The sequence below is a fragment of the Roseovarius sp. THAF27 genome, from assembly GCF_009363655.1.
Taxonomy (GTDB): Bacteria; Pseudomonadota; Alphaproteobacteria; order Rhodobacterales; family Rhodobacteraceae; genus Roseovarius.
Window position 1 is genome coordinate 3,189,617 of record NZ_CP045393.1, and the last position, 25,921, is coordinate 3,215,537.

Here is a 25,921-nt window from a genome sequence, read left to right on the forward strand (position 1 = left end):
CGACCTTCCATCGAATCGCCAACTTCTCTCAATCGCCAGCCCGTCCGGGCGGTCCCCCTTTCGGCGATTGCGTGCAATCGCCTTTCGGTCAGCGGGCGATCGCGCGGCGGCCTACGGCCTTGATCCCGCGCGGTGCAATCACCAAAGCCTCGCTATCGCATTGGCCTGACCGTCCCCGCCAAAAGGGTTGACGCCCGCACCGCGCCGCCCGACATATGCCCCAACAGATCAGACACGACGAAAGCCCCCCATGCCCGATCCCAATCCCGCCGCGATGGAGTTCCTGCTGACGCGCCGCTCGCGCCCCGCCAAGACGCTGACCGGCCCGGCGCCCTCGCGCGATGAGCTGCTGCCGATCCTGCAGGCCGCCGCCCGCTCGCCCGATCACGGCAAGCTCGAGCCGTGGCGCTTCATCGTGCTGGATCGTGCCGCCATGCCTCGCCTTGCCGCCCTCGCCCGCGACCGCGGCGCCGCCCTGGGCAAGTCGGAAGAGGACATCGCCAACGCCGCCAAGCAATACGAGGACGGCCAGCTTGCCGTCGCCGTGGTCGAGGTGCGCAAACCCTCCGACAAGATTCCCGCCATCGAACAGACCTATTCGGCCGGCGCGGTGTGCCTCGCGCTCCTGAACGCCGCTCTGGCCTCGGGATGGGGCGCGAACTGGCTCACCGGCTGGGCCAGCCATGACCGGGACTTCGTCGCCCAGGGCCTCGGCCTTGCCGACAATGAAAGCATCGCCGGCCTGGTCTTCCTCGGCACCGAAACCTCGGCCCCGCCGGACCGTCCGCGCCCGGATATCGACGCCATCACCACCTGGGTCACCGAATGATCTTCACCGCCTTCTTCAAGGCCTTGGGGCAGTTGGGCGATCCGCGCTTCCGCAAGGTCTTCTGGCTGGGCGTGGCGCTGTCGTTCCTGCTGCTCGTCGCCGTCACCGCCGCCTTTCTGATGTTCATCCAGTGGGCCACCGGCGACACCACGACCCTGCCCATCATCGGCGAGGTCAACTGGATCGACGACCTGCTCGGCTGGTCCGGCTTCTTCCTGATGCTGTTGATGTCGGTCTTCCTGATGGTGCCGGTGGCGTCGGCCATCACCTCGCTCTTTCTCGACACGGTCGCCCAGGCGGTCGAGGACCGGCACTATCCCAACCTGCCCGCCGTCCCGCCAGTGCCCTTCTTCGATGGGCTGAAGGACAGCGTCAACTTCCTCGGCGTCATCATCGCGGCCAACCTCCTGGCCTTCATTCTCTACGCCCTGTTCCCGCCCGCCACGCCCTTCATCTTCTGGGGCGTGAACGGCTACCTGCTGGGAATGGAGTATTTTCAGCTGGCCGCCATGCGCCGCGTCGGCCGCGCCAACGCCAAGGTGCTGCGCAAGGAACATCGCGGCACGATCTGGATGGCCGGCACCCTGATGGCGCTGCCCCTGTCGATCCCGCTGGTGAACCTCGTGATCCCGATCCTTGGGGCGGCAACTTTCACCCATATCTATCACCGTATCGCCAAATCAGAGATCTGAGTCGCCCCGCCGCTACTCCGCCGGCTGCGCGCCCGCACCCTCCGGCGCATCTTCCTTTCCCGGTCCTTCTGCAACAGGTCATACAGCACCGGCGTCAGGAACAGCGTCAGCACCGAGGCCGACATGAACCCGCCGATGATCACGATCCCGATGGAGAACCGGCTCGCCGCCCCCGCGCCGGTGGACAGCACCAGCGGCACCGCGCCCAGTACGGTCGACATTACCGTCATCAGGATCGGGCGCAACCGCACCGCAGACGCCTCGATCACCGCATCGCGCACGTTGCGGCCCTCTTCCCGCAACTGATTGGCAAACTCCACGATCAGGATGCCGTTCTTGGCCATCAGCCCGATCAGCATCACCATCCCCACCTGCGTGTAGATGTTGATCGCCTCGCCCAGCGCGAACAGCGTTATCAGCGCCCCTGCCACGGCCAGCGGCACCGACAGCAGGATCACCACCGGCTGAATAAAGCTTTCGAACTGCGCCGCCAGAACCAGGAACACGATCAAGAGCGCCAGCGCGAATGTCAGCGCGATACCTCCCGACGTCTCCTGATAGCTTTCGGCCTGCCCGGAATAGCTGATCTGCATGGCCGAGGGCATGTCCTCGGCAATCTGCTCGACCGTCGCGATGGCCGAGCCGAGGTCCACGCCCTCCACCAGCGACGCGCTGATCTCGACCGAGGGCTGCCGATTATACCGATTGTAAGCCCGCACCGACGCGCGCCGTTCCAGCGTCACCAGACCATCCAGTGGCACCAGTGCGCCAGTCTCGGTCCGCACGTTCACACCCGTCAGATCCGCGGTGTTGGTCCGCCGATCGTCCGGCGCCTGCAAGATCACCGGGTACTGCCGGTCGCGCGAGATGAATTCCGTCACCTCCGCCGAGGCAAAGAATGTGCGCACCGCGTCCGAGATATCCCGCGCCTCGACCCCGATCTGCCGCGCCATGGCCCGGTTCACGCTGATGTCGAAGCCCGGCGTGTTGATCTCGTAATCCCGCCGCACCCCGGTCAAGTCGGGGCTGGCGCGCATCGCTTCTTCCATCTGGCGCGAAAACTCGGCGGCATCCTCGAAACTCGGCCCTGTGACGATTACCTCCAACCCCGAGCCACTGCCCGCATCAAGCCCCGAGGGCGCGAAGGCACGCACGCTGGCGCGGGTGATCTTGGCGAACTCGGGCCGCAGCTCGTTCAGCACGTCGCGCGGCCCCATCTCTCGGTCGCCCCACGGCGACATCACCGCCACCACGAACGCCCGCCCCGCCTCGCCGTACTGCCCGACGATGGCAATGGTGTCCTCCACCACGCCGTCTTCGCGGTAAGGCGCGATCAGGTCCTCGACCTGGCTCACCGCATTGTCGGTCAGCGGCAGGGCCGATCCCGGCGGTGCCTGGATCGAGACAAAGAATATGCCCCGGTCCGATGCCGGCGTCAGCTGCGACGGCAATTGCTGGTAGAGCGTCCAGGACATCCCCGTCAGCACCGCCGCAATCGCCAGCACCACCAGCGGCGCCCGGATCGCCCGCGTCAACAGCTTGCGATAGCCCTCCGATGTGCTTTTCGTCACCCGCTTCACGGCCCGCGCGAACCAGCTGTCGTTCATACCCTTCTTCAGCAATTTGCTGGCAATCACCGGGCACAGCGTCAGCGCCACGAAGGTCGACAGCGCAACGGCGATGGCCAGCGTCACGCCGAACTCGCGGAACAGCTTGCCCAGCTCGCCTTCCAGCAGCGACAGCGGCACGAAGACCGAGATCAGCACCGCCGAGGTCGACACCACGGCAAAGAACACCTGGTTCGCGCCCGTGCGTGCCGCTTGCCTGGGGTCCTCGCCCTCCTCGACCTTGCGCTCGATATTCTCCAGCACCACGATGGCGTCATCGACCACCAGCCCGATGGCCAGGATCAGCGCGAAGAGCGTCAGGATGTTGATCGAAAACCCGGCCAGAGCGATCCCCGCACAGGCGCCCAACAGCGCGATGGGGATGGTCACGGCGGGTATCACTGTCGTGCGGATAGAGGTCAGGAACACGTAGATCACCGCCACCACGATCCCCACGGCGATGGCCAGCGTTGTCAGAACCTGCCGGATCGAATTCTCGATGAAATCAGCGTCGTCCGACGTGATCTGCAATTTCGTCCCACCCGGCAGGTCCGCCGCGATCCGCTCCACTTCCTCGCTGACCGCGGCCGAGATCGACAGCGTATTGGCCGAGGATTGCCGCAACACGCCCAGCCCCAGCGCCGTCTCGCCATTGGCCCGGAATTCGCTGTCGTCGCTTTCGACCCCCAGCTCGATCCGCGTCACGTCGCCCAACAGGACCCGGCCATTCTCGTCCGACCGCACGATCAGATCCTCGAATTCCTCCACGCTCGACAGCCGCGTCTCGGTGCGCAACAGGTACGTCCGCGCCTCGTTCTCGATCGTGCCCGCCGGCAGTTCCAGGTTGTTGGCCCGCAGCGCATCGGCAATCTCGTTCGCGGTCACGCCCCGGGCCGCCATCGCCTCGGGGTCCAGCCAGACGCGCATCGCATAGGCCCGGTCGCCGTAGATCTGCACCGCCGCCACGCCGCTCAGTGTTTCCAGCCGGTCGGTGATAAAACGGTCGGCGTAATCCGTCAGCTCCGAGGCCGACAGGGTCTCGGACGTCAGCGTCATCCACAGGATCGGGTCACCCTGGCTGTCGTTCTTTTCCACCTGCGGCTCTTCGGCCTCTTCCGGCAGGTCTCCCGCCACGCCTTCGACCGCCGCGCGAACATCCGCAGCCGCCTGGTCGATATCCCGCCCTTGCCGGAACGTGATGACCGTGCGCAACCCGCCCAGCTCGGATTCGGTGTTCATGCTGTCGATGCCCGACACGGTCGACAGCGCGCCTTCGATGACTGTGGCCAATTCGCTGTCCACCACGCCGGGACCGGCCCCGATATAGGGCACGCTGACCGTGACCTCGGCCGTGGTGGTGTCGGGCAATTCCCGCACTGGCATCCGGGTCAGCCCGGCAATGCCCACCACGATGATCAGGATCGACATGACCGTGGCCAGCACGGGCCGCTTGATGCACAGGTCAGGCAGCGTCATTGGGTGGCGCCCTCCGCGCCGTCGCCCTGCGCCGCCTCGTCTTCCTGCTGGTCCACATCCTCGACCACCTCGACCGAGGCCCCGTCCGTCAGGTTGTCCCAGCCCGCAACGACAACGCGGTCGTCCAGTTCCAGCCCCTCGCGCACCTCCGTCATCGCGCCCAGCGACTGCCCCGGCTCGATCTCGGTGCGCACGGCGGCCCCGTCCGCGACAGTGTAGACATAACTCGCCAACCCCTCGCTGATGATCGCGTCATCGGCAATCGCAAGCCCCTCATAGGTGTCCAGTACGATCTCGGCATCGGCGAACATGCCGCCCACCAGGCGTCCGTCGGCATTGTCGATCTCGGCCCGGATGTTGAAGCTGCGCGTCTCCAGGTTCACTTCCGGCGCGCGCACCGTCACTTCGCCGTCGAATTCCGCATCCGGATAGGCCGGAGTATGCACGTTGACCGCCTGCCCCACCCCGATCTGGTCGAAATACCGCTCGGGCAGCGACACCGTCAGCTCCATCGTCGAGATGTCCGACAACCGCGTCACGGCCATGCCCTCGCCCAGGAACGTGCCCGTCTCGATGTCGATCAGCCCCAGGATCCCGTCGAAGGGCGCCACCAGCGTCCGGTCTTCCAGGTCGGCGCGCGCCATCATCAGCGCGGCCTCGGCCCGGCGATAGGCCGCCCGCGCCTCTTCCAGCCGCGCCTCGGCGGCGGCGTTGCTGTCGGTCAGTTCCTCGACCCGGCGAAATTCGTCTTCCGCCTCGGCAAAGGTCGCTTCGGCCTCGGCCAGCGCCGCGCGGGCCGCGCGGTCGTCCAGCTGCACGATAATCTCGCCTTTGGCGACTTCCTCCCCGGAGGAGACCGGCACGCCCGTCACTCGCCCCGCCGCCGCAGGGACCAGTTCGACCGAGCGCACCGGAATAAGCGTGCCGACCCCGCTCACCCGGTCCTCGATCTGCCGCGTCTCAGCCCGGGTCAGTTCCACGCGCATGGCGGGCGGCGCCGACGCGGCCTCGCCCGATCCGCCTTGCGACAGGATCTGCTGCGTGCCCCAAAGCCCCGCAGCCGCACAGGCGGCCACGACGCAAAGACCGATCAAGACCCTGAAAACCTTACCCAAATCAACTACCTCCAAGCGGTCACACGCCGATACAGGGCACCGTGCCAAAGCACGAGACCGTCTGATCGGGTTAGTTTGCCGAAATAGGGCAGCCCGCCCCAAGGAACAGGCCACGGGTCACTCGGTCACGGTGGAATGCGGCCGCCATGGCATCACAAAACCGCGAGGTGCCGCCTGCGTAGGGTGGGCGAAAGCCCACGCGCCGACCCTATGCACATCGGCATCACCCCAGCGATGTCACCCACAGGATCGTCGCATCCTCGTCGCTTACCGACACCACGTTATGGCCCATCGTGGCGTCGTAATAGGCGCTATCGCCCCGGCGCATCTCGATCGGCTCGTAGAACTCGGTGTAGAGCCGGACAACCCCGGTCAGGACATACATGAACTCCTCGCCGTCATGGCGCACCCAGCCGTCGAACTCCTCGACCGACCGGGCCCGGATGCGGGCGCGATAGGGCAGCATCCGCTTCTTCAGCAAAGCCTCGCCCAACAGCTCATGCTCATAGGTCGTGGTGGCCTGCGCCGTGCCCTGCCCGGCCCGCGTCACCGCCATCCGGCCGCTCACCTGTTCGCGCTGCGGCGGCGTGAAGAGCTGCGGAATGGAAATCTCCAACCCCACCGCCAGCTTTTTCAAGGCATCGTAAGTGGGCGACATCACCCCGTTCTCGATCTTCGACAGGGTGGACCGCGCCAGCCCCGCCTGCCGGGCCGCCTGTTCCAGCGTCCAGCCCCGCGACTTGCGCAAATCGCGCACCCGTTCGGCAAGGTTCAGCGGCTGGGCCGCTTCCTCTTCCCCGCTTTCGCGGGCCAGCCTGATCAAGCTCACGGGCGATCTGTCTTCCATGTCCTACGCTATACGCAGCGCCGCCATGGCTTGCAACTTCGCCGTGGCGGTCCTAATCCTCCGCTCCATGCGCTCCCAGACCGACACCACCGCGTTTCCGCCCTGCCCCGCGCCGTTCAACCTCGCGGCCCATGTGCTGCGCCGCGCGGACGACCTGCCGGACAAGGTGGCCCTGGCCATCCTCGGGCTCTCGGGGTCGGAACGCTACAGCTTCGCGCGCCTGAAATCCGCCGTCCTCGGCACCGGCGCGGGCCTGCTGGAGCACGGCCTTCAACCCGGCGACCGTGTGCTCATGCGCCTCGGCAACACCGTCGACTTCCCCATCGCCTATCTCGGCGCCATCGCCGTGGGCCTCGTGCCGATCCCCACCTCCTCGCAACTGACCGAGCGCGAGGTCGCGGGCATCCTCAAGACCACGGAACCGAAAGCCATCCTGCGGGGCGACGCCATTCCCTGCCCCGACACGGATATCCCCGTCATCGGCACCGATGCCCTGCGCGCCATGCATGACAACGCCCCGGCCGCGTTCGACATGGGCGACCCCGACCGGCTGGCCTACATCATCTACACCTCCGGCACCTCCGGCACACCGCGCGCGGTGATGCACGCCCACCGCGCCATCTGGGCGCGGCAGATGATGGTCGACGGCTGGTACGGCCTCACCGAACAGGACCGCCTGATGCACGCAGGCGCCTTCAACTGGACCTACACGCTCGGCACCGGCCTGATGGATCCATGGACGGCAGGCGCCACCGCCCTCATCCCCGCCACCTCCGTCACGCCCGACCAGCTGCCCCTGTTGATGAAGCGCCACGACGCCACCATCTTCGCCGCCGCCCCCGGCGTCTTCCGCAAATTCGTCACGCCCGGCAAGACGCTCGACCTGCCGAAACTCCGCCACGGCCTGACAGCGGGCGAAAAGCTCTCGGCCACCATTGACGCCCACTGGCGCGAGGCGACCGGCACGCCGCTTTTCGAAGCCTACGGCATGTCCGAATGCTCCACCTTTATCTCGGGCTGCCCCGATCACCCCGCAGCGCCCGGCACGCTGGGCCGCCCGCAACCGGGCCGCAAGGTGGCGCTGATCGGCGCGGACGGCCCCGTGCCCGTGGGCGAGGAAGGCACCATCGCCATCCACCGCTCCGACCCCGGCCTGATGCTGGGCTACCTGAACGAGCCCGAGGAAACCGCCGACCGCTTCCAGGGCGACTGGTTCCTCACCGGCGACCAGGGCGTCATGTCTCCCGACGGCGATATCACCTACTTGGGGCGCTCCGACGACATGATGAACGCCGGCGGCTTCCGCGTGTCGCCGATGGAGGTCGAGGCGGTCCTGAACGCCCATCCCGACATCACCCAATCCGCCGTGACCGAGATCGAGGTCAAGCAGGACGCCCGCCTCATCATGGCCTTCTACACCGCCCCCGCCCCGGTTGCCGAGGACGCGCTCAAGGCCTATGTCAACGACAACCTGGCTGCCTACAAACGCCCCCGTGCGTTCTTTCACCTCGACGCGCTGCCCACGGGCGCCAACGGAAAACTCCTGCGCCGCGCCCTGCGGCCGATCTACAAGGACCTGCATGGTCAAGCTTGATATCGTCTCCGACCCGATCTGCCCGTGGTGCTATATCGGCAAGGCCTGCCTCGACAAGGCGCTGGCCGAACGCCCCGGCCACCCGTTCGAGATCGAATGGCACCCGTTCCAGCTCAATCCCGACATGCCTCCCGAAGGCATGGACCGGCGAGAGTACCTGGAACGTAAATTCGGCGGCAAGGAGGGTGCCGTCCAGGCCTACGCCCCCATTGCCGAACGGGCCGAGGCCGAAGGGCTGACGATCAATTTCGACAAGATCACCCGCACGCCCAATACCATGGACGCCCACCGCCTGATCCACTGGGCGGGCATCGAGGGCCGCCAGATGGCAGTCGCCATGTCGCTCTTCCGCGCCTATTTCGAGGACGGGCGCGACATCAGCGATCCCGAAGTTCTGGGCGATATCGCCGACAGCACCGAGATGGACGCCGCCGTGGTGCAGAAACTGCTGGCCTCCGACGCCGATATCGAGGGCATCGCGGGCCGCGACAAGGCCTTCCGCGAAATGGGCATAACCGGCGTGCCCTGCTTCATCGTCGCGGGCAAGCACGCCGTGCCGGGCTGTCAGCCTCCCGACCTCTGGATCAAGGTCATCGACGAGATCGTCGAGAATCTTGAAAGCGGCGAAGACACCGCCATCTGAGCACACCCCGCCTGTGGCATGACGCCCGGCACCCGCCTGCCCCCTTGCCATCGACGCCGCATCCCTGTTCCTTTGGGACCGGCGACACCGACACGAGGGCTGACATGCGCGGATTGCGACTTCTCCTGCTTCTCTCGACCCTGCCCGCCATCATCCTCGGCGGCACCGTCTTTTTCCATCTGGTCGAAGGCTGGAGCTGGCTCGACAGCTATTTCTTCACCGTCATTACCCTGTCCACCGTCGGCTACGGCAGCCTGGTTCCGGCCACGGCCGCGGGCAAGATCGGCACGACGATCTTCATCTTCGTGGGCCTAGGCGTCTTCGCCATCGCCGTGCAACAGATCGGCGCATTCGCCATGCGCAAGCGCGAGGAACACACCGAATGGCTGGTGGGCAAGCTGCATCACGGCCCGCCCCGGCCCTCGGACGAAGAAGGCGCGCAAGCCAATATCGACCGCCGTCCCGGCGACTGAGGCACCTGTGCGAAAACGGCGGGACTTCTGTGCAAATCCCGCTCTGGCGCACATCCCGGCGCCGTGATAGCGCCCGTGCATGACCGCCCCCACCGACCATCCCGCCACTGCCACCACGCCCGTCATGGGGCGGGCCGAATTCGTGGCGATGATGGCGATGCTGGTGGCCACGGTCGCCTACACCATCGACGCGATGCTGCCCGCCCTGCCCGCCATCGGGACCGAGCTGTCGCCCGACGCGCCCAACCAGGCGCAGCTGGTGATCGGCAGCTTCGTGCTGGGCCTGGGCGTCGGCACCTTCTTCGTCGGCGCGCTGTCGGATGCCTATGGCCGCAAGCGGGTCATTATCTGGGGCGCGGGCGTCTATTGCGCGGGTGCCGTTCTGGCGCTTCTGGCACCCACACTGGAAACCCTGTTGGCCGCCCGCGTGCTTCAGGGGCTGGGCGCCGCCGCGGCGCGGGTCGTGGCCATGGCCATCATCCGCGACCTCTACAAGGGCCGCGAAATGGCCCGGCTGATGAGCTTCATCATGCTGGTCTTCACCCTCGTCCCGGCCATCGCCCCCATGGCCGGGGCCGGCATCATCGCGCTCTACGAATGGCGCGGCATCTTCGTCTCTTTCCTCGTCTTTTCCGGCATCAGCGTGCTCTGGATGGCCACCCGCCTGGCCGAGCCGCTGCCCCACGACCGCCGCGTCGCCTTCCGCCCGCAAAAGCTGCTGGGCGCCGCCGCCGAGGTCTTCCGCTATCCCATGGTGCGTCTCTCGATGGCGGTGCAGACGCTCTGTTTCGCCATGCTCTTTTCATCCATCAGCTCCATTCAGCAGATCATGGATGTGACGTATGGCCGGGCCGAGGAGTTTCCCTTCTGGTTCGCCGCCATTGCCGCCGTCGCGGCACTGGGCAGCGTGGTGAACGCCGCGCTGGTGATGCGTCTGGGAATGCGCCGCCTGATCCAGATGGCCCTGATGATCGAGGCCGGGCTGACCCTCGTCGTGCTCGCCGCCTTCCTCGCAGGGTTCGGCAGCTTCCCGCTCTACTTCGTCTGGCAGGTCACGGTATTCTTCCAGATCGGCCTGACGCTAGGCAATCTCAACGCCCTGGCGCTCGAACCCCTGGGCCACATCGCCGGCATGGCCGCGTCGATCACGGCGGGCCTGGCCACGGTGGGCTCCATCCTGCTGGCCGTCCCGGTGGGCCTTGCCTTCAACGGCACGCCTTTGCCCCTCTTGATCGGCGTCGCGATCTTCGCCAGCCTCGCCCTCCTGCTGACGCAGTTCATGCGCAAGCTCGACCGAGAGCAGAGCCCGCCGCACTGAGCCCGGAATTTAATCGGTATACTGTCGCATACCGTCTGGTCAAAACCGCAATCATGGTCTATGACGCGCGCAAGACTCACGCTTTGTCATGTCCTGATCGAAAGGTATTTCCGATGGCCGACACCTCCAACCCCGATATCGTCTACACCAAGGTCGACGAGGCCCCCGAACTGGCCAGCGCGTCCCTCCTGCCCATCATTCAAAGCTTCGCCACCGCCGCCGACATCACCGTGGGCACCCGTGACATCTCGCTGGCAGGCCGCATCCTCGCCACCTTCCCCGATCACCTGACCGACGAGCAGCGCGTCTCCGACGACCTCGCCGCCCTGGGCGAACTGGTCAAGCAACCCGGCGCCAACGTCATCAAGCTGCCCAACATCTCGGCCTCCGTGCCGCAGCTCGTCGCCGCCGTGCGCGAACTTCAGGGTCAGGGCTATAACATTCCCGACTACCCCGAGACGCCGGAAACCGACGCAGAAAAAGAGGTCCGCGCCCGCTACGACGCGATCAAGGGCTCGGCCGTGAACCCCGTCCTGCGCGAAGGCAACTCCGACCGCCGCGCCGCCGCGCCGGTCAAGAAATACGCCCAGAACAACCCCCACCGCATGGGCGAATGGTCCTCTGACAGCAAGACGCGCGTCGCCTCGATGGAGTCGGGCGACTTCTTCTCGAACGAGACATCCGCCACGCTCGACGGCGCCGCAACCGTTAAGATCGTGCTGGAAGGCGCCAACGGCGAAACCGTCCTCAAGGACGGTGTCAGCTATCCCGCCGGCACCGTGGTCGACGCCACCTACATGAGCGCCGCCGCGCTAGATGCCTTCCTCGCCGAGGAAATCAAGAAGACCAAGGACGAGGGTGTCCTCTTCTCGATCCACCTGAAGGCCACCATGATGAAGGTCTCCGACCCCATCATCTTCGGCCACGCGGTCAAGGAATGGCTGAAGCCGGTATTCGAGAAATACGGCGACCGGATGAAGGAACTGGGCGTGAACCCCGCCTCCGGCATGGGCGACCTGCTGGAGCGCGTCAAGGACGACGCCGAGATCATGGCCGCCATCGAGGATTGCCGCGCGGCACGCCCGCCCATGTACATGGTCGACAGCGACCGCGGCATCACTAACCTGCACGTGCCCTCGGACGTCATCATCGACGCCTCCATGCCCGCGCTCATCCGCTCGGGCGGCAAGGGCTGGGGCCCGGACAACAAGGAACACGATGCGGTCTGCGTCATCCCCGACAGCTCCTACGCGCCCGTCTATGACGAGAGCATCAAGTTCTTCAAGGAAAACGGAAAACTCGACCCGGCCACCGCCGGCACCGTGCAGAACCTGGGCCTCATGGCGCAAAAAGCCGAGGAATACGGCAGCCACCCCACCACCTTCGAGATCCCCGAGGACGGCACCGTCAAGATGATCCTCGACGACGGCACCGTGCTGCATTCGCACGAGGTCAAGAAAGGCGACATCTGGCGCTCCGCCTCCGCCCGCAAGGCGCCCATCGAGGACTGGGTCAACCTCGCCATAGAAAGGCAGAATGCCACCGGCTACCGCGCGATCTTCTGGCTCGATGAAAGCCGCGCCCACGACGCCGAACTGATTTCCTTCGTGAAGCCGATGCTTGAGGCGAAAGGCGTCGCCGACAAGTTCGAGATCATGGCCCCGCGCGAGGCCACCCGCGCCAGCTTGGAAACCATCACCAAGGGCGAGAACACCATCGCGATCACCGGCAACGTCCTGCGCGACTACCTCACGGACCTCTTCCCGATCCTGGAACTGGCCACCTCGGCCAAGATGCTGTCGATCGTGAAGCTGATGAATGGCGGCGGCCTGTTCGAGACCGGCGCCGGCGGTTCCGCCCCCAAGCACGTGCAGCAGTTGCAGTCGGAAAACCATCTGCGCTGGGATTCCTTGGGCGAATTCTGCGCCCTGGGCGAAAGCTTCAAGTTCCTGGGCGAGACCAAGGACAACGCCCGCGCCCGCATCCTCGGCGAGACCATCGAGGAAGCTACGCAAGGCATCCTCGACCACAACCGTTCGCCCTCGCGCAAGGTCGGCGAGCCCGACAACCGCGACAGCCACTACTGGTTCGCCCGTTATTGGGCCGAGGCGCTGGCCGCCCAATCCGACGACCCCAAGCTGGCCGAGGAATTCGCGCCCATGGCCAAGGCGCTCGCCGAGAACGAAGACCAGATCGTGTCGGAACTCGCCGCGGCACAGGGCAGCCCGGCGGATACCGGCGGCTACTACCACCCCGACGAAGGCCGTCTTGCCGCCGTGATGCGCCCCAGCCCGACGCTGAACGGCATCATCGGCAAGTAACCGGCACCACAGCAGAAAATCCAGGCCGCCCCGGCGCCACACCGGGGCGGCTTTTTCATGCAAGACCTGTTCATCCTTTGCCGATACGCCACTAAATCGGGCAGCGGCCCGTCCAAGAGGGGCATGACGACGGGCTGAAATGGAAGTGACGGGGTGCCTGCCCTATCTCACCCGGATGGACAGCACCGACCCGCCCACAGTACCCCATTCCCCGATCGAAGACGCCCAGGGCATCGCCCTCGGCGTGTTGCTCTGCGGGGTGGGCATCCACATTCTGACCACCGTGGGCCTCATCACCGGCCAGACCGCCGGCGTGGCGGTGATTCTCAGCTACCTCTCGGGCTGGTCCTTCGGTGTGGTGTTCTTTCTCATCAACCTGCCCTTCTATGCGCTGGCCTATGGCAAGCTTGGGCTGGAATTCACTATAAAATCGCTCGTTTCCGTGGGGTTGTTGTCACTGGTGACGGATTTCCTGCCGCTCGGCTTCACAATCGAGCATCTGCACCCAGCACTCGGCGCCGTGATCTTCGGCGCGACGGTGGGCATGGGCCTTCTGGCGATGTTCCGACACAAAAGCTCGCTTGGTGGTCTCGGCGTCGTCGCCTTCTGGGTGCAGGAGAAAACCGGCTTTCGCGCGGGCTATGTGCAGTTGATGACCGACGCGGTGATCTTTACCGTCGCTGCCCTCCTCTTCCCGCTCAGCGTGGTGGGCTGGTCGCTTCTGGGCGCCTTAGTGCTCAACCTCGTGATCACCTTCAACCACAACCGCAAACGCTACATCGCGAACTGACACGCACGACACACGCCGGGATGTGATCCCGACCTACACGCGCGCACCCCGACGTTCCGTAGGGCGGGGTTTCACCCCGCGACACCACACGGCCGGGACAAGAAACGGTCTACGACCCACGCCCATGCGTCTTGGCGTACATCTCCGCGATCATCCGGCTGGCCGTCTTCTCGAAGGCAAACGGCAACACGGCGTGGACCAGCGCGCAGAACCCTGCCGCAAATAGTTTAACACTGAACGATCCCGCGAACCGGGCATGTTCGACATAAGTTTCATCAACGCTCTGCGGATGGGAAAGGAAAAGACGGGCCAGCATGGGAAACTCCTTTTGATCGGTTTGCCTCAAACTACCAGCGCCATCCCGAGGCGTTTTCTCAATCTTTGAGCAAATTGATTGTATATTGAGAAAATTTCCCACTATTGTCTCATCATGTGGAAAATCGACGATCTCGACCGGAAAATACTGCACCAACTGCAACGCGACGCATCCCTTGGGCTGGAGGAGATCGGCACCCGCGTCGGCCTCTCGCGCAACGCCTGCTGGCGCCGCATCAAGACGATGGAGGAGGCCGGCATCATCCGCGCCCGCGTCACGCTTCTGGATGCCGCCAAGCTGAACCTCGGCCTCACCGTCTTCATCCAGGTCCGCGCCGCCAAGCATGACGCTCAATGGCTCGAAACCTTCGCCCGCGCCACCCGCGCCCTGCCGGAAATCCAGGGCGTCTACCGCATGACCGGCGATCTCGATTACCTGATCCGCGCCCGCGTGGCGGACATGGCCGACTACGACCGGCTCTACCAGACGCTCGTCGCCCGCGTGCCGATGCGCGACGTCTCCGCCAGCTTCGTGATGGAGGAAATCAAGGACACCACGGCCCTGCCGCTATGACCCTCTTGGCGCCAAGGGCGCCCGGACCCGCTAGTTCCGCGCCCCCGACATGGTGCCGAAGAAATCGATGTCCTCCACCGTGATCACCCCGCCCAGTATGACATAGGCCGCAATCGCCCACAGCACGAACGCCACGCCGGTCACGATGATGAATTTCTTGCGCAGGTGATGCTTCTCGGGCGATCCCTTGTGCGTACCGTCCACGGTCGTGCCCGCCTCGCCCTGCGTCTGGATGCGGATCGGCAGGGCGATCAGGAAGGTCATGAACCAGATCACCAGAAACAGAACGATGCCCGACGCGATTCCCATCAGACCTGCTCCAGTTCCACAAGGCAGCCGTTGAAATCCTTGGGATGCAAGAACAGCACCGGCTTGCCATGCGCCCCGATCTTGGGCTCGCCGCTGCCCAGCACCCGCGCGCCGCTTTCCTTCAGGCGGTCGCGGGCGGCGAGGATGTCCTCGACCTCGTAACAGACGTGGTGAATACCGCCCGCCGGGTTCTTTTCCAGGAACCCGTTGATCGGGCTGTCCTCGCCCAACGGATACAGCAATTCGATCTTGGTGTTCGGCAGTTCGATGAAAATCACCGTCACGCCGTGATCAGGCTCGTCCTGCGGCGCGCCCACATTGGCGCCCAATGCGGTGCGATACTGGTCCGCCGCCGCCTCGAGGTCGGGCACGGCGATGGCCACGTGGTTCAGGCGTCCGATCATGGCGCACTCCCTTCGTCTGTCAGGTTCTGCGCATGTTATGGGCCTCTCGCGCCGCAGGGGCAAGCGACACGCCGACGCAACCCCGCGGCCCTCGCACCCGTTTCGGCGAAATTTTTGCCGCATGCTTAACCCTTCGTTAGCCATGGCTGCTTAGCGTCGAGCCTGTTCGGGACCCATTCCCGCATGTGCCACTCACCAGGAGCAGCCCCATGGACGACACTGACAGCCTGACCCTGACCAAGACACCAACCGCGCAACGCCCGCTTCTCGGCTTGACGATTCTCGTGGTCGAGGACAGCCGCTATGCCTGCGAGGCGATGCGCCTGATGTGCCTGCGCAGCGGCGCGCGGATCCGGCGGGCCGATTGCCTGCGCTCGGCGCGACGCCACCTGTCGGTCTATCGCCCCTCGGTCGTGATCGTCGACCTTGGCCTGCCCGACGGCTCGGGCCTCGACCTGATCGCAGAGCTTTCGTCCGCCATCCCGCGGGTCAGCGGCCTGCTCGCCCTCAGCGGCAATACCCCGCTGCACCAGGCGGCGATCAATGCCGGGGCCGATGGCTTTCTCGGAAAACCGCTGGACAGCCTCGGCGCGTTTCAGCAGGCGGTCCTCGGCGCGCTGCCCGACAGCTTCGGCCCGACCGGACCGCGCGAGATACCGCAGGTCACCATCGCCCCCGACCCGATGGCCTATCGCGACGACATGACACGCGTCGCCGACCTGCTGGAAGAGCGCCGCGACGGCTCGATGCTGGATTACGTGGCGCAATTCCTCGACGGTGTCGCACGCTGCGCCGACGACACGGCCCTTGCCGAGGCCGCCAGCGATCTTGCGGCGGCCCGGGCGCGGGGGCGCGTGACGCCCGAGACCGTTCCGGCGCTCATCGAGATGGTCAAGGCACGGCTGACCCGCAGCTTCGCCATCTGAAGCGTTTCGCGTGCAGGCTGCACATCAGGTTTATCGCGAAACGCTTCAGGCCTGGCCTACACTTTCTGCGCCGGGTCCGACGCCCGGCGCACCAGGCGGGTCAGGTCGGCCAGCCGCTCCTTCTGGCGGCCTTCCGCATCGAAATTCTCCGGCGACAGCCAGAATTGGAAGGCTTCGTGCAGCGCCGGCCAATCCTTGTCGATCACCGCGAACCAGGCCGTGTCCCGGTTGCGCCCCTTCACGACGGTCGCCTGCACGAACACCCCTTCAAAGCTGAAACCGAACCGCTGCGCCGCCCGTCTTGAGGGCGCGTTCAGCGCGTCGCATTTCCATTCGTACCGGCGATAGCCCGCGTCGAACGCCCATTGCATCATCAGGAACATCGCCTCGGTCGCCGCCCGCGTCCGCTGCATCCGCGGCGCCATCGCGATGAACCCCACCTCGATCGACCCCGCTTCGGGCTTGATCCGCAGGTAGGAGGCAAATCCGCCATAGGCGCCGGCATCCTTGTCGTAGATCGCATAGAAAAGGATCGTGTCCTTGGCCGTCTCGTCGCGTATCCACCGATGAAACTGCGCCGCCGAGGCGAACGGCCCCACGGGCATGTAATCCCACACCCAGTCATGCCCGTCGAACGCCTTGAACAGGATCGCCGCGTGCCGGTCGGCGTCCAGCGCCTCCAGCCGCACGTAACGTCCTTCCAGTGGCGTCATGTCCGGCGCGGGCGGCACCGTCCAATTCGGGATTTCGGGCCCAACCGGGCGCTTTTCGGTCATCGGCATATCGTCCTTTCGTGCGGACACTATGCAGACCCGGACCGAAGAGAAAAGCGAAAGCTTACAAGGTCAGTTTCGGATCGCTCCCCAGCTCCAGTCCCGGAAAGATCGTGCGCTCGATCACGCTGCGGTCCATGCCGAAGAGGTCCCGCATCGCCCAGCCCGCGAACGCGCGCACGTCGCGCGTGGGCATCAGGTCGCGGCGCTGGTACAGGTCCGCCTCGGACAGCCCCGGCCAGTCGGCCAGAACGCGCCCGCCGCGCACCGCGCCCCCGGCCAGCAGCATCGCCCCCGCGGTGCCGTGATCGGTGCCGCCGCTGCCGTTCCAGCGCGCGGTCCGCCCGAACTCGGTCAGCGCCAGCACCGCCGTCTTGTCCCAGACGTCGCCCAGTTCCTGCCGCAGGGTCAGAACCGCCTCCTGCAACGGGTCCAGCGCGCGCGGCAGCGTCCGGTCCTGCCTGGCATGCGTGTCGAACCCGTTGAGCGAAAAAGCGGCGATGCGGCTCTCCTGCCGCAACCGCTCGGCGGCAAAGCGCACGATGCTGCCGACGCGGTCGGCCTCCCGCGTCGGCTGCATGTTGTCCTGCATCGCATTCATCATCGCGCCGGCGTCCAGGTCCTCGCCGCCGGTCATCTCCATCACCTCGGCCCGCGACAGCGCGATCGCCTCGTCGATCGAGTCGCGAAAGAGCGGATCGTCATGCATCACCCGCTCCAGCAGGCGCTGCGCCTGCGGGCTCAGCGCCAGCGCCGCCTCGGGCGACCAGTTCGCCACGGGCGCATTGCCCGTCAGCAACAGCATGTCCTCGCGTCCCACCGCATAGGCCGTCTCGCGGGTGATGCCGGGCATGGCCTGCAGCATCCGGTTCAACCACCCGTCCCGGGCGTGGCCCGCCGCATCCGGTCCGGTCCCGGCTTCCAGGATGTCCTGCCCGTCGAAATGGCTCCGCTTGTCGCGGTACGGGGTCGACACCGCATGGGCAAAGCCCAGTTCCCCTTTCTCCCAGAGCGGCATCAGGCCCGACAGCGCCGGGTGCAGGCCGAAAAACCCGTCCAGGTCGGGGCCCGCCTCCGGGATGCCGTCGCGCAGTCCCGCAAAGCCGGGATCGCCCAGCGGGCGCACCGCATCCAGCCCGTCCATCGCGCCGCGCAGGATGATCACCACCAGCCGTGCATCCCACGGCCCGCTGGCCATCGTCACCGGCGTTACCAGGGGGCTGGCCGCCAGCGAACAGCCCAGCGCCAGGCTCCGGCTCATGAAGGCACGGCGTGAAGTGACTGTCATCTGCAGTTCTCCCTAGAATCTCTGGAACGCGGGCGAAGCAAGGATCAGCCCGATCCCCTCGGCCCGCGTCTCGGCGGCCCGGGCGGCAAAGCGGACCGCCTCCGGCACCTCCGGCCCCAGGGCCGTTTCGACGAACTCTCGCGGGTCCGGCAGCAGGCGCATCATCCGGAACGGCACGCTCATGCCCCATTGCAGCCGCGCCGCCATGCGCTGCGGCGTGATCCAGGCGGCATCCGCCTCGGGCCAGCCGTCCGGTCCGGGCGGCGCGCCCCAGGTCTGGCCCATCAACGTCATCGGGTTCATGATATGACGCATGATCGCACGGGGTTTGGCCGGAAGATGCCGGGGCGTGATATCCAGCGCCCGCAGGCCCGACGTGACGAAATCCATCGGCTGCTTCACGTTGCCCGCGCCCTCGGACCAGGCCGCGGGATGCTCCAGCATGGCCGCGTAGACCGGCATCAGCTGCCCGTTCTGCGCGCGGTACGCCTCGGCCATCGCCGCAATCATCCCGGCATCCGGCGTGTCGCCGCAGAAATGCACCGCCAGTTTCCGCGCCAGGTGCGTCGCGGTCGCCGGATGCGCCGCCAGGTCCTCCAGCGCGTCCATCACGCGATTCAGGCTGGGCTCCTCGCTGCCATAGTCCCGGCCCATGAATGCCAGCGGCCCCGGCTCGGCATATCTCGCACGAAAGACAAACCCCTTTTCTCGCCGATAGCCAAGCCCGGTCAACACCTGCGCAAGCTGTCGCACGTCGACCTGGCCATAGGGGCCATCCACGCCCAGCGTATGCAGTTCCAGCATTTCCCGCGCCAGGTTCTCGTTCAGGCCAAGCTCCCGGCCGCGCGTCGTCACGACGGCGCTGTTCGGACCGACCGATCGCGTCTGGTCGAGATAGAGCAGCATCAGCGGATGCGTCGCCGCCGCCTTCAACATGTCCGCGAACCGCCCGGCCACATGCGGCCGGATCGCATCCTCGACATAGCCTGCCTGGCCAAATCGCGGCGGCCCGCCCTTGCCGCGCGCGGTAAAGTGATCGGCCCAGAATGCCACCAGGCGCTCGCGCAGGCCGTCCTCCGTGGTCACACGGCGCAATACCGTCTGGCGAAACCAACCCGCTGCCTCGCTGCGCAGGTCACGGACCAGCGCCGCGCGTTCCTGGGCGGCAGCGTCGCGCGCCTCCTGCGTCTCGGCATCGCGGATGCGACGCCTGGCATCGACCACCGCCACGTGAACCTTCCGCACGGCCTCGAACCCCGGCGTGGGAAACGCCGCGGCAGCCTTGTCGGGCCCGGCCAGCAGCGCCAGCATGGCGTCCGGCGTCTCGGGCGCCGCGACCGAAGGTGACAGGCCGCATCCGAAACGAATGGCGGCGCGGGCCGGGTCGAAGGGCATACGACTCCCTTTCGGGTTGGAACGGTCGGTACGGCATCGAATATGGGAGCGATCCCGCCAGATGTCACGCGGGCGGCGCGCCGCGACCCGAGGCGATCGGCGGTTTGCCACCCACCGGGTGGGAACCGGCCCGACACTGGCGCGTTGCCGTGTGACAGCCAACCGAAAGGCCCAGCCATGCCCAGCATATACGACGCGATCCGCGCCGACCACGACAACCACCGCGCCCTCCTCGACCGGATCGAAGACACCTCCGGCGACAGCGACGACCGCAAGTCCGCGTGGAAGGAGTTCTACGAGGATGTCAAATCGCATGCCGCGGCCGAGGAAGAGACCTTCTATTCCAAACTGATCTCCAAGACCTGGGGCCAGGACGCCGCCCGCCACTCGGTCCACGAACACCAGCAGCTTGACGACATCATGGAAGAGCTGAACGAGGGCGACATGGCCTCACCGGGCTGGCTCAACCGCTTCAAGACGCTGAAGCACGATTACGAGCACCACATGGACGAGGAAGAGGACGAGGTCTTCGCCCGCGCGCAGGAAGTCATCCCCGAGGACGAGATCGAAGGCTACGGCGAACGCTTCGAGAAACGCAAATCCAAGGAACGCGGCCTGATCGACGAAAAGCGCGAAGACAGCCTGGAAGACTGAGGACACCCGCCATGCCGGACAAACCCCGCCTTGTCGGCGTCAACCACATCGTTCTCGAGGTCGGCGATCTCGACGCCGCGCTGGATTTCTGGCGCGCGATCTTCGATTTCGAGTTGCGTGGACAAGGCGACGGCCACGTATTCCTCGACATGGGCGACCAGTTCATCGGCCTTTTCGAGGGCAAGACCCAGCCCCGCGACGAACACCGTCACTTCGGCCTCGTGGTGGATGATAGGTCCCGCGTGCGCGACCTTGCGCGCGCCGCCGGGGCCGAGGTGATGGAGACCGACTTTCTCGACCTGCGCGACCCGTGGGGCAACCGCATCCAGGTGGTGGACTATGCCGACCTTCAGTTTTCCAAGACCGATGCGGTACTGCGCGGCATGGGCCTAGACCTGAAGAAATCGCAAAGCGCCAAACAGGAACTGGAAGACAAGGGAATGGGGTGAAAACCGCCACCGGCCGCGCCTATCTGTCGCCGTCCCGGGCTTGACCCGGGACCTCTCCCATCCCGTAGGGTGGGTGAAAACCCACGCGCCCCGACCTCACTCCTCGCGCGGCAAAACCCGCAAGCCCAATTCCATCAACTGATCACTGGCCGGCTCGCTCGGCGCGTTCATCATCAGGTCCTCGGCCCGCTGGTTCATCGGGAACATGATGACCTCGCGGATATTCTGTTCATCCGCCAGCAGCATCACGATCCGGTCGATCCCCGCGGCACAGCCCCCGTGCGGCGGCGCGCCGTACTGGAACGCACCGACCATGCCGCCGAACCGCTTGCGCACTTCCGCCTCGTCATAGCCCGCCAGTTCGAACGCCTTGATCATCGCCTCCAGCTTGTGGTTCCGGATCGCGCCACTGACCAGCTCATAGCCGTTGCAGCTCAGGTCGTACTGGTACCCCAGCACCTTCAGCGGGTCGCCCTCCAGCGCCTCGATCCCGCCTTGCGGCATCGAGAACGGGTTGTGCGAAAAGTCGATCTCGCCCGACTCTTCATCCGCCTCGTACATCGGGAAATCCACGATCCAGGCAAAGGCGAACCGGTTCTCGTCGGTCAGCCCCAGCTCCTCGCCGATCGTCACCCGCGCCTTGCCCGCCACCCGCTCGAACGCGGCCGGCTTGCCGCCAAGGAAGAACGCCGCATCGCCCACGCCCAGCCCAAGCTGCTCGCGAATGGCCTCGGTGCGCTCCGGCCCGATATTCTTGGCCAGCGGCCCGGCGGCTTCCATCCCGTCGCCCTGATCGCGCCAGAAGATATACCCCATCCCCGGCAGCCCCTCTTTCTGCGCGAACGCATTCATCCGGTCGCAGAATTTCCGGCTGCCCCCTGTAGGTGCCGGAATGGCGCGAATTTCCGTGCCGTCCTGCTCCAGCAGCTTGGCGAAAATGGCAAAGCCCGAGCCGCGGAAATGCTCGCTCACATCCTGCATCTTGATCGGGTTGCGCAGGTCCGGCTTGTCGGTGCCATACCACAGCGCCGCGTCACGGTAAGAGATCTGCTCCCACTCCTGATCCACCGCCTTGCCGCCGCCGAACTCCTCGAACAGGCCCTTGATCACCGGCTGGATCGTGTCGAACACGTCCTGCTGCTCGACGAAGGACATCTCCATGTCCAGCTGATAGAAATCCGTGGGAGAGCGGTCCGCGCGCGGGTCCTCGTCGCGGAAACACGGCGCGATCTGAAAATACTTGTCGAAGCCGCTGACCATGATCAACTGCTTGAACTGCTGCGGCGCCTGCGGCAGCGCATAGAACTTGCCCGGATGCAGGCGCGAGGGCACCAGGAAGTCGCGCGCGCCCTCGGGGCTCGATGCCGTGATGATCGGCGTCTGGTACTCGCGAAACCCGATATCCCACATCCGCCGCCGGATGCTGGCCACCACGTCCGACCGCAGCTTCATGTTCTCCTGCATCGCCTCGCGCCGAAGGTCCAGGTAGCGATAGCGCAGCCGCGTCTCTTCGGGGTATTCCTGATCCCCGAACACGATCAGCGGCAGCTCCTTGGCGCTGCCCAGCACCTCGACATCGCGAATGAACACCTCGATCTCGCCGGTTGGGATCTTGGGGTTCACCAGGCTCTCATCGCGCGCCTTCACCTCGCCGTCGATGCGGATGCACCACTCGCTGCGCAGCTTTTCGACCTCGGAAAACACCGCACTGTCGGGATCGCACAGCACCTGTGTCATGCCGTAATGGTCGCGCAAATCGATGAACAGAACCCCGCCATGGTCCCGGATCCGGTGCACCCAGCCCGACAGGCGAACGGTGTCCCCGACATTCGATTTCGTCAGCTCGGCGCAGGTATGGCTGCGATATGCGTGCATGAGGTCCTCTCCGGGCGGCTGAAACTGCCCATTTCACGTGCAATTCGGTTCGCGCCGATACACCTTGGCGGGACGGCAAAGTCAAGGCCTGCAAGGCTATTTCCCGCCTGAGCGGAACCCGGGCCCGTCTTAAAACATTTACAGAAAGCTAATTTTGGGCAAAGATTCCGGCTATCGGGCGGAAAACATGCGGGAAAACCGCAACACTGGCAGGTTTCACACCAACGTAGGCGCCTCTGCGGGCGCACGCAGATATGGGGTGAGCCATGTGGACCAAGATGCTCGATGTGTTCGTCACACATCTCTTTCGCAAAGGCGATTTCAGCCTGACCTATCCCGACGGCACGACGCGCCGCTACGGTGACGGCGGCACGCCCTCCGTGGCCATGACGCTGCATGACCCGGCCCTGCCCCGCCGCATCATCCTGTCGCCCGAACTGGCGGTGGGCGAAGGCTACATGGACGGCACGCTCACCCTCGAAAACGATGACCTGCGCGGCTTTCTCACCCTCGCGGTCGACAACATCGCCCGCCAGGGCAGCCCGTGGTTCCACCGCCCGCTCGACCTGATGCGCCACGCCAGCCGCTGGTTGAAACAGTTCAACCCGGCCAAGCGGGCACGCGCGAACGTGGCCCATCACTACGACCTCTCGGGCGAGCTTTACGACCTCTTCCTCGACAAGGACCGGCAATATTCCTGCGCCTATTTCGCCCGCCCCGACATGACGCTGGAAGAGGCGCAGGAAGCCAAGAAACACCACATCGCCCGCAAGCTCCTGCTCAAGCCCGGAATGCGCGTGCTCGATATCGGCTGCGGCTGGGGCGGCATGGCGCTGACGCTGGCGCGCGATTACGGCGCGCATGTGGTCGGGGTCACACTCTCCGAGGAACAGCACGCCTTGGCCACGCGCCGCGCCGCCGAGGCGGGACTGTCCGACAAGGTCCAATTCCACCTGATGGATTACCGCGCCGTCACCGGCACCTTCGACCGCGTCGTCTCGGTGGGCATGTTCGAACATGTGGGCGTGCCGCATTACCGCGAATATTTCCGCACCGTGCACGACCTCTTGGCCGAAGACGGTGTCGCCCTCATCCATACCATCGGCCACACCGACCCGCCCGGCACCACCAACCCGTGGATCCTGAAATACATCTTCCCCGGCGGCTATTGCCCCGCCCTGTCGGAGGCGACCCGCGCGATCGAGGTCAACCAGCTGCATTCCTGCGATATCGAGGTCTGGCGCCTGCACTACGCCGAAACCCTGCGCCACTGGTACGACCGTTTCATGGCCAACATAGACCGCGCCCGCGACCTTTACGACGAGCGGTTCTGCCGGATGTGGCGCTACTACCTTCTCGCCTGCGAGGCGACGTTCCGCTACAACAGCCAGGTCGTGTTCCAGTTCCAGTTGTCGCGTCAGCAGGACGCCGTGCCGCTCACCCGCGACTATCTCTACAGCGACGCCGCCGCCGAAGAGCTGCGCCACGCGGCAGAATAACAGCTAAACCAGCCGCGCCGGGATCAAGCCGCGCAGCGCGTTGCCGACGTAAAGCGCCCGCGCCCCGGCCAGGTCGGCCGGCGTCAGCACCGCCTCGCGCGCCCGGCCCTCCGCGATCAGGCTCGCGCGCAGCACACCGGGCAACACGCCGCAACTCAGCGACGGTGTCTCCAACCCCTCGCCCCGGTCGACAAAGATATTGGTGATCGTCCCCTCGCAGACCGCGCCATCGGAGTTGAGAAAGATCACTTCCTCCACCCCCTCGGGCAACTCCGCGCGCGTCCGGTCATACAATTCGCGCTCGGTGCTCTTGACCGTCAACCAGGGGTCGGTGGCGATCAGCCGCGTCTCGGACACCGCCAGCCGCCACGCCCGCCCCTCCGGCTCGGGCGTGAACTCGTGCAAGGTAACCTCCACCTTGCCCTCCACATCCACCGTCAGCCGCAACCGTCTTGGCCCGCTGGCCTCAACGCCCTCAAGCGCCGCGTCCAGCCCGTCGATCCCGATCCCCAGCCGCGCCGCACTCGCCCGCAATCGCTCCAGGTGCAGCGCCTTGCGATGCAGACCTTCATCGGGCGTCCACAGCCCGGTCTCGATCAGACGAAATCCGCGATCAGCCGGCGGGCAAAGCGGGCTTTCCATAGGGCTTCCTCGTATTCCGACGCGGCGGTGCTGTCATAGACCACGCCGCCGCCCACGTTCAGCGTCGCACGTCCCTCTTCCACAAGCAAACTGCGGATCGCCACGTTGAATTCCGAACGCCCGTCCGGCGCGGCCCAGCCGATGGTGCCACAATAGACATCCCGCGCGCCGTCCTCCAGCCCCGCCAATATCTGCATCGCCCGCATCTTGGGTGCCCCGGTGATGGACCCGCAGGGAAACAGCGCCCGGAAAATCCCGGACAGTGTCGTGCCCCCCAGCATCCGCCCCCGAATGAGCGAAGTCATCTGGTGCACCGTCGTCAGGCTCTCCACCGTGAACAGCTCCGGCACATTCACGCTACCGATCTCGCAGATCCGGCCCAAATCGTTGCGCAAAAGGTCCACGATCATCAGATTCTCGGCCTGGTTCTTTTCATCTTCCATCAGGAACCGGCAGCGCCGCGCATCCTCTGCCGCATCATCGCTGCGCGGCTGGGTGCCCTTCATCGGCTTGGTCTCGATCCCGCCCGCCCCATCGGTGCGGAAAAACAGCTCCGGCGACCGGGACAGGATCGCGGGCAACCCTTCGGCCTCGATCATCGCGCCGAACCGCACCGGCTGCACCGCGGCCAGCGCGGCGTAAATCTCACCCGGCGTCCCCACCGCCTCCATCATGCAGGCGAATGTCAGGTTCGCCTGGTAAAAATCGCCCGCGCAGATATGCGCATGAACTGCCTCAAACGCCTGCTTGTACCGCGCTTCCGACCACAGCGGCACGAAATGATCCAGCCGCCCGACAGGCTCGGGCAACGCCGCCGCCGCCCCCGGCCGCTCATACACGCCAAATTGCAACAGCGGCACCCGCCGCCGCCCCGGCATAAGCGGCGCCAGCTTCGGCTCCAGCGCATAGCCCAGCTCGTAGCTCGCGAATCCCGCCAGCCACAACCCGTCCGCCCGCGCCGCGTCCATCGCCTCCAGCGCAGCAGGCACGTCCTCCGCCTCCCGCGCCGAGATCACCTCGACCGGGCGCTCGAACGCGCATTCGCTCCCCTCGGGGCCATGATCAAAACGGATTCGCACGCGGCTTCCCTTCGCTTTGGCTGGATATCTATGC

25 protein-coding genes are annotated in these 25,921 nt (G+C 65.9%); 13 read left to right on the forward strand and 12 right to left on the reverse strand.

Annotated elements, in window-relative coordinates; all coding sequences use genetic code 11:
• Positions 1-250: 250 nt before the first annotated feature.
• Positions 251-829 (forward strand): nitroreductase family protein, encoded by a 579-nt coding sequence (locus FIU89_RS15830; RefSeq protein WP_152493495.1) that lies wholly within the window; start codon positions 251-253, stop codon positions 827-829.
• The gene (locus FIU89_RS15835) at positions 826-1,521 is read left to right on the forward strand and encodes an EI24 domain-containing protein (RefSeq protein WP_152493496.1); all 696 of its coding nucleotides are present in this window, start codon (positions 826-828) and stop codon (positions 1,519-1,521) included. The genes FIU89_RS15830 and FIU89_RS15835 overlap by 4 nt, the downstream gene beginning before the upstream one ends.
• Here the strand turns inward: FIU89_RS15835 and FIU89_RS15840 are convergent.
• The 3 genes from FIU89_RS15840 to FIU89_RS15850 form a co-directional block, all read right to left on the reverse strand.
• A complete protein-coding gene (locus FIU89_RS15840) occupies positions 1,494-4,604 on the reverse strand; it encodes an efflux RND transporter permease subunit (protein WP_152493497.1) in 3,111 nt (1,036 codons plus the stop codon). The genes FIU89_RS15835 and FIU89_RS15840 overlap by 28 nt on opposite strands.
• Positions 4,601-5,698 carry an efflux RND transporter periplasmic adaptor subunit gene (locus FIU89_RS15845; protein WP_152493498.1) on the reverse strand — a complete coding sequence of 366 codons (1,098 nt, stop codon included), beginning with the start codon at positions 5,696-5,698 and terminating at the stop codon, positions 4,601-4,603. The genes FIU89_RS15840 and FIU89_RS15845 overlap by 4 nt, the downstream gene beginning before the upstream one ends.
• Positions 5,699-5,942: 244 nt before the next feature.
• Positions 5,943-6,566: a helix-turn-helix domain-containing protein gene (locus FIU89_RS15850; protein ID WP_152493499.1), complete on the reverse strand. Its 624-nt coding sequence runs from the start codon at positions 6,564-6,566 to the stop codon at positions 5,943-5,945.
• A 67-nt stretch (positions 6,567-6,633) separates the two neighbouring features.
• Here FIU89_RS15850 and FIU89_RS15855 point away from each other — a divergent pair, with 67 nt between their 5' ends.
• The 6 genes from FIU89_RS15855 (at position 6,634) to FIU89_RS15880 (ending at position 13,705) form a co-directional block, all read left to right on the forward strand.
• Positions 6,634-8,160, forward strand: a complete 1,527-nt coding sequence (locus FIU89_RS15855) for a class I adenylate-forming enzyme family protein (RefSeq protein ID WP_152494553.1) — start codon at positions 6,634-6,636, stop codon at positions 8,158-8,160.
• Complete coding sequence (locus tag FIU89_RS15860; RefSeq protein ID WP_152493500.1) at positions 8,147-8,803, forward strand: DsbA family oxidoreductase; 657 nt, start codon at positions 8,147-8,149, stop codon at positions 8,801-8,803. The genes FIU89_RS15855 and FIU89_RS15860 overlap by 14 nt, the downstream gene beginning before the upstream one ends.
• Positions 8,804-8,907: 104 nt before the next feature.
• Entirely contained in the window at positions 8,908-9,276 is a 369-nt protein-coding gene (locus tag FIU89_RS15865) for a potassium channel family protein (RefSeq protein ID WP_152493501.1), read from the forward strand.
• 79 nt (positions 9,277-9,355) lie between these two features.
• A complete protein-coding gene (locus FIU89_RS15870; RefSeq protein WP_152493502.1) occupies positions 9,356-10,594 on the forward strand; it encodes a multidrug effflux MFS transporter in 1,239 nt (412 codons plus the stop codon).
• Positions 10,595-10,707: 113 nt separating this feature from the next.
• Entirely contained in the window at positions 10,708-12,915 is a 2,208-nt protein-coding gene (locus tag FIU89_RS15875) for an NADP-dependent isocitrate dehydrogenase (protein WP_152493503.1), read from the forward strand.
• Positions 12,916-13,090: 175 nt separating this feature from the next.
• Positions 13,091-13,705 (forward strand): YitT family protein, encoded by a 615-nt coding sequence (locus FIU89_RS15880; RefSeq protein WP_152494554.1) that lies wholly within the window; start codon positions 13,091-13,093, stop codon positions 13,703-13,705.
• Positions 13,706-13,814: 109 nt separating this feature from the next.
• Here FIU89_RS15880 and FIU89_RS15885 read toward each other — a convergent pair whose 3' ends face one another.
• A complete protein-coding gene (locus tag FIU89_RS15885; protein ID WP_152493504.1) occupies positions 13,815-14,021 on the reverse strand; it encodes a DUF6356 family protein in 207 nt (68 codons plus the stop codon).
• A 114-nt stretch (positions 14,022-14,135) separates the two neighbouring features.
• Here FIU89_RS15885 and FIU89_RS15890 point away from each other — a divergent pair, with 114 nt between their 5' ends.
• Positions 14,136-14,594, forward strand: a complete 459-nt coding sequence (locus FIU89_RS15890; protein ID WP_152493505.1) for an Lrp/AsnC family transcriptional regulator — start codon at positions 14,136-14,138, stop codon at positions 14,592-14,594.
• Between the two features lie 30 nt (positions 14,595-14,624).
• On the opposite strand, the gene FIU89_RS15895 is transcribed toward FIU89_RS15890, so the two are convergent.
• Together FIU89_RS15895 and mce are read right to left on the reverse strand one after the other, a co-directional pair.
• A complete protein-coding gene (locus FIU89_RS15895) occupies positions 14,625-14,903 on the reverse strand; it encodes a DUF1467 family protein (protein WP_152493506.1) in 279 nt (92 codons plus the stop codon).
• Positions 14,903-15,307 (reverse strand): methylmalonyl-CoA epimerase, encoded by a 405-nt coding sequence (gene mce / locus FIU89_RS15900; RefSeq protein ID WP_152493507.1) that lies wholly within the window; start codon positions 15,305-15,307, stop codon positions 14,903-14,905. The genes FIU89_RS15895 and mce overlap by 1 nt, the downstream gene beginning before the upstream one ends.
• Positions 15,308-15,516: 209 nt before the next feature.
• On the opposite strand from mce, the gene FIU89_RS15905 reads away from it, so the two are divergent.
• Positions 15,517-16,233: a response regulator gene (locus FIU89_RS15905; protein WP_152493508.1), complete on the forward strand. Its 717-nt coding sequence runs from the start codon at positions 15,517-15,519 to the stop codon at positions 16,231-16,233.
• Between the two features lie 56 nt (positions 16,234-16,289).
• On the opposite strand, the gene FIU89_RS15910 is transcribed toward FIU89_RS15905, so the two are convergent.
• From FIU89_RS15910 to FIU89_RS15920, 3 genes are all read right to left on the reverse strand, one after another.
• On the reverse strand, positions 16,290-17,009 hold the full coding sequence (locus tag FIU89_RS15910) for a GNAT family N-acetyltransferase (protein WP_152493509.1): 720 nt from the start codon (positions 17,007-17,009) through the stop codon (positions 16,290-16,292).
• Positions 17,010-17,070: 61 nt separating this feature from the next.
• Positions 17,071-18,294: a DUF1501 domain-containing protein gene (locus tag FIU89_RS15915; RefSeq protein ID WP_152493510.1), complete on the reverse strand. Its 1,224-nt coding sequence runs from the start codon at positions 18,292-18,294 to the stop codon at positions 17,071-17,073.
• Between the two features lie 12 nt (positions 18,295-18,306).
• The gene (locus FIU89_RS15920) at positions 18,307-19,689 is read right to left on the reverse strand and encodes a DUF1800 family protein (protein ID WP_152493511.1); all 1,383 of its coding nucleotides are present in this window, start codon (positions 19,687-19,689) and stop codon (positions 18,307-18,309) included.
• A 177-nt stretch (positions 19,690-19,866) separates the two neighbouring features.
• Between FIU89_RS15920 and FIU89_RS15925 the strand changes: the two genes are divergently transcribed.
• Together FIU89_RS15925 and FIU89_RS15930 are read left to right on the forward strand one after the other, a co-directional pair.
• Positions 19,867-20,343 carry a hemerythrin domain-containing protein gene (locus tag FIU89_RS15925; RefSeq protein WP_152493512.1) on the forward strand — a complete coding sequence of 159 codons (477 nt, stop codon included), beginning with the start codon at positions 19,867-19,869 and terminating at the stop codon, positions 20,341-20,343.
• A gap of 11 nt (positions 20,344-20,354) precedes the next feature.
• A complete protein-coding gene (locus FIU89_RS15930) occupies positions 20,355-20,792 on the forward strand; it encodes a VOC family protein (protein ID WP_152493513.1) in 438 nt (145 codons plus the stop codon).
• A 96-nt stretch (positions 20,793-20,888) separates the two neighbouring features.
• Here FIU89_RS15930 and aspS read toward each other — a convergent pair whose 3' ends face one another.
• Positions 20,889-22,667 (reverse strand): aspartate--tRNA ligase, encoded by a 1,779-nt coding sequence (gene aspS, locus FIU89_RS15935; protein ID WP_152493514.1) that lies wholly within the window; start codon positions 22,665-22,667, stop codon positions 20,889-20,891.
• Positions 22,668-22,933: 266 nt separating this feature from the next.
• On the opposite strand from aspS, the gene FIU89_RS15940 reads away from it, so the two are divergent.
• Positions 22,934-24,166, forward strand: a complete 1,233-nt coding sequence (locus tag FIU89_RS15940; protein WP_152493515.1) for a cyclopropane-fatty-acyl-phospholipid synthase family protein — start codon at positions 22,934-22,936, stop codon at positions 24,164-24,166.
• Between the two features lie 3 nt (positions 24,167-24,169).
• On the opposite strand, the gene FIU89_RS15945 is transcribed toward FIU89_RS15940, so the two are convergent.
• Together FIU89_RS15945 and FIU89_RS15950 are read right to left on the reverse strand one after the other, a co-directional pair.
• Positions 24,170-24,808: an aminotransferase class IV family protein gene (locus tag FIU89_RS15945; protein WP_152493516.1), complete on the reverse strand. Its 639-nt coding sequence runs from the start codon at positions 24,806-24,808 to the stop codon at positions 24,170-24,172.
• Positions 24,763-25,887, reverse strand: coding sequence for an aminodeoxychorismate synthase component I (locus FIU89_RS15950; protein WP_152493517.1), 1,125 nt, complete (start codon positions 25,885-25,887; stop codon positions 24,763-24,765). The genes FIU89_RS15945 and FIU89_RS15950 overlap by 46 nt, the downstream gene beginning before the upstream one ends.
• Between the last annotated feature and the right edge of the window lie 34 nt (positions 25,888-25,921).

What these genes read in the sequence shown, in the direction of transcription:
- FIU89_RS15830 (WP_152493495.1), top strand. Translation starts at nt 251, where the DNA reads ATGCCCGATCCCAATCCCGCCGCGATGGAGTTCCTGCTGACGCGCCGC.
- FIU89_RS15835 (WP_152493496.1), top strand. Translation starts at nt 826, where the DNA reads ATGATCTTCACCGCCTTCTTCAAGGCCTTGGGGCAGTTGGGCGATCCG.
- FIU89_RS15840 (WP_152493497.1), bottom strand. Translation starts at nt 4,604, where the DNA reads ATGACGCTGCCTGACCTGTGCATCAAGCGGCCCGTGCTGGCCACGGTC.
- FIU89_RS15850 (WP_152493499.1), bottom strand. Translation starts at nt 6,566, where the DNA reads ATGGAAGACAGATCGCCCGTGAGCTTGATCAGGCTGGCCCGCGAAAGC.
- FIU89_RS15855 (WP_152494553.1), top strand. Translation starts at nt 6,634, where the DNA reads ATGCGCTCCCAGACCGACACCACCGCGTTTCCGCCCTGCCCCGCGCCG.
- FIU89_RS15860 (WP_152493500.1), top strand. Translation starts at nt 8,147, where the DNA reads ATGGTCAAGCTTGATATCGTCTCCGACCCGATCTGCCCGTGGTGCTAT.
- FIU89_RS15865 (WP_152493501.1), top strand. Translation starts at nt 8,908, where the DNA reads ATGCGCGGATTGCGACTTCTCCTGCTTCTCTCGACCCTGCCCGCCATC.
- FIU89_RS15870 (WP_152493502.1), top strand. Translation starts at nt 9,356, where the DNA reads ATGACCGCCCCCACCGACCATCCCGCCACTGCCACCACGCCCGTCATG.
- FIU89_RS15875 (WP_152493503.1), top strand. Translation starts at nt 10,708, where the DNA reads ATGGCCGACACCTCCAACCCCGATATCGTCTACACCAAGGTCGACGAG.
- FIU89_RS15880 (WP_152494554.1), top strand. Translation starts at nt 13,091, where the DNA reads ATGGACAGCACCGACCCGCCCACAGTACCCCATTCCCCGATCGAAGAC.
- FIU89_RS15885 (WP_152493504.1), bottom strand. Translation starts at nt 14,021, where the DNA reads ATGCTGGCCCGTCTTTTCCTTTCCCATCCGCAGAGCGTTGATGAAACT.
- FIU89_RS15890 (WP_152493505.1), top strand. Translation starts at nt 14,136, where the DNA reads ATGTGGAAAATCGACGATCTCGACCGGAAAATACTGCACCAACTGCAA.
- FIU89_RS15895 (WP_152493506.1), bottom strand. Translation starts at nt 14,903, where the DNA reads ATGGGAATCGCGTCGGGCATCGTTCTGTTTCTGGTGATCTGGTTCATG.
- mce (WP_152493507.1), bottom strand. Translation starts at nt 15,307, where the DNA reads ATGATCGGACGCCTGAACCACGTGGCCATCGCCGTGCCCGACCTCGAG.
- FIU89_RS15905 (WP_152493508.1), top strand. Translation starts at nt 15,517, where the DNA reads ATGGACGACACTGACAGCCTGACCCTGACCAAGACACCAACCGCGCAA.
- FIU89_RS15910 (WP_152493509.1), bottom strand. Translation starts at nt 17,009, where the DNA reads ATGACCGAAAAGCGCCCGGTTGGGCCCGAAATCCCGAATTGGACGGTG.
- FIU89_RS15915 (WP_152493510.1), bottom strand. Translation starts at nt 18,294, where the DNA reads ATGACAGTCACTTCACGCCGTGCCTTCATGAGCCGGAGCCTGGCGCTG.
- FIU89_RS15920 (WP_152493511.1), bottom strand. Translation starts at nt 19,689, where the DNA reads ATGCCCTTCGACCCGGCCCGCGCCGCCATTCGTTTCGGATGCGGCCTG.
- FIU89_RS15925 (WP_152493512.1), top strand. Translation starts at nt 19,867, where the DNA reads ATGCCCAGCATATACGACGCGATCCGCGCCGACCACGACAACCACCGC.
- FIU89_RS15930 (WP_152493513.1), top strand. Translation starts at nt 20,355, where the DNA reads ATGCCGGACAAACCCCGCCTTGTCGGCGTCAACCACATCGTTCTCGAG.
- aspS (WP_152493514.1), bottom strand. Translation starts at nt 22,667, where the DNA reads ATGCACGCATATCGCAGCCATACCTGCGCCGAGCTGACGAAATCGAAT.
- FIU89_RS15940 (WP_152493515.1), top strand. Translation starts at nt 22,934, where the DNA reads ATGTGGACCAAGATGCTCGATGTGTTCGTCACACATCTCTTTCGCAAA.
- FIU89_RS15945 (WP_152493516.1), bottom strand. Translation starts at nt 24,808, where the DNA reads ATGGAAAGCCCGCTTTGCCCGCCGGCTGATCGCGGATTTCGTCTGATC.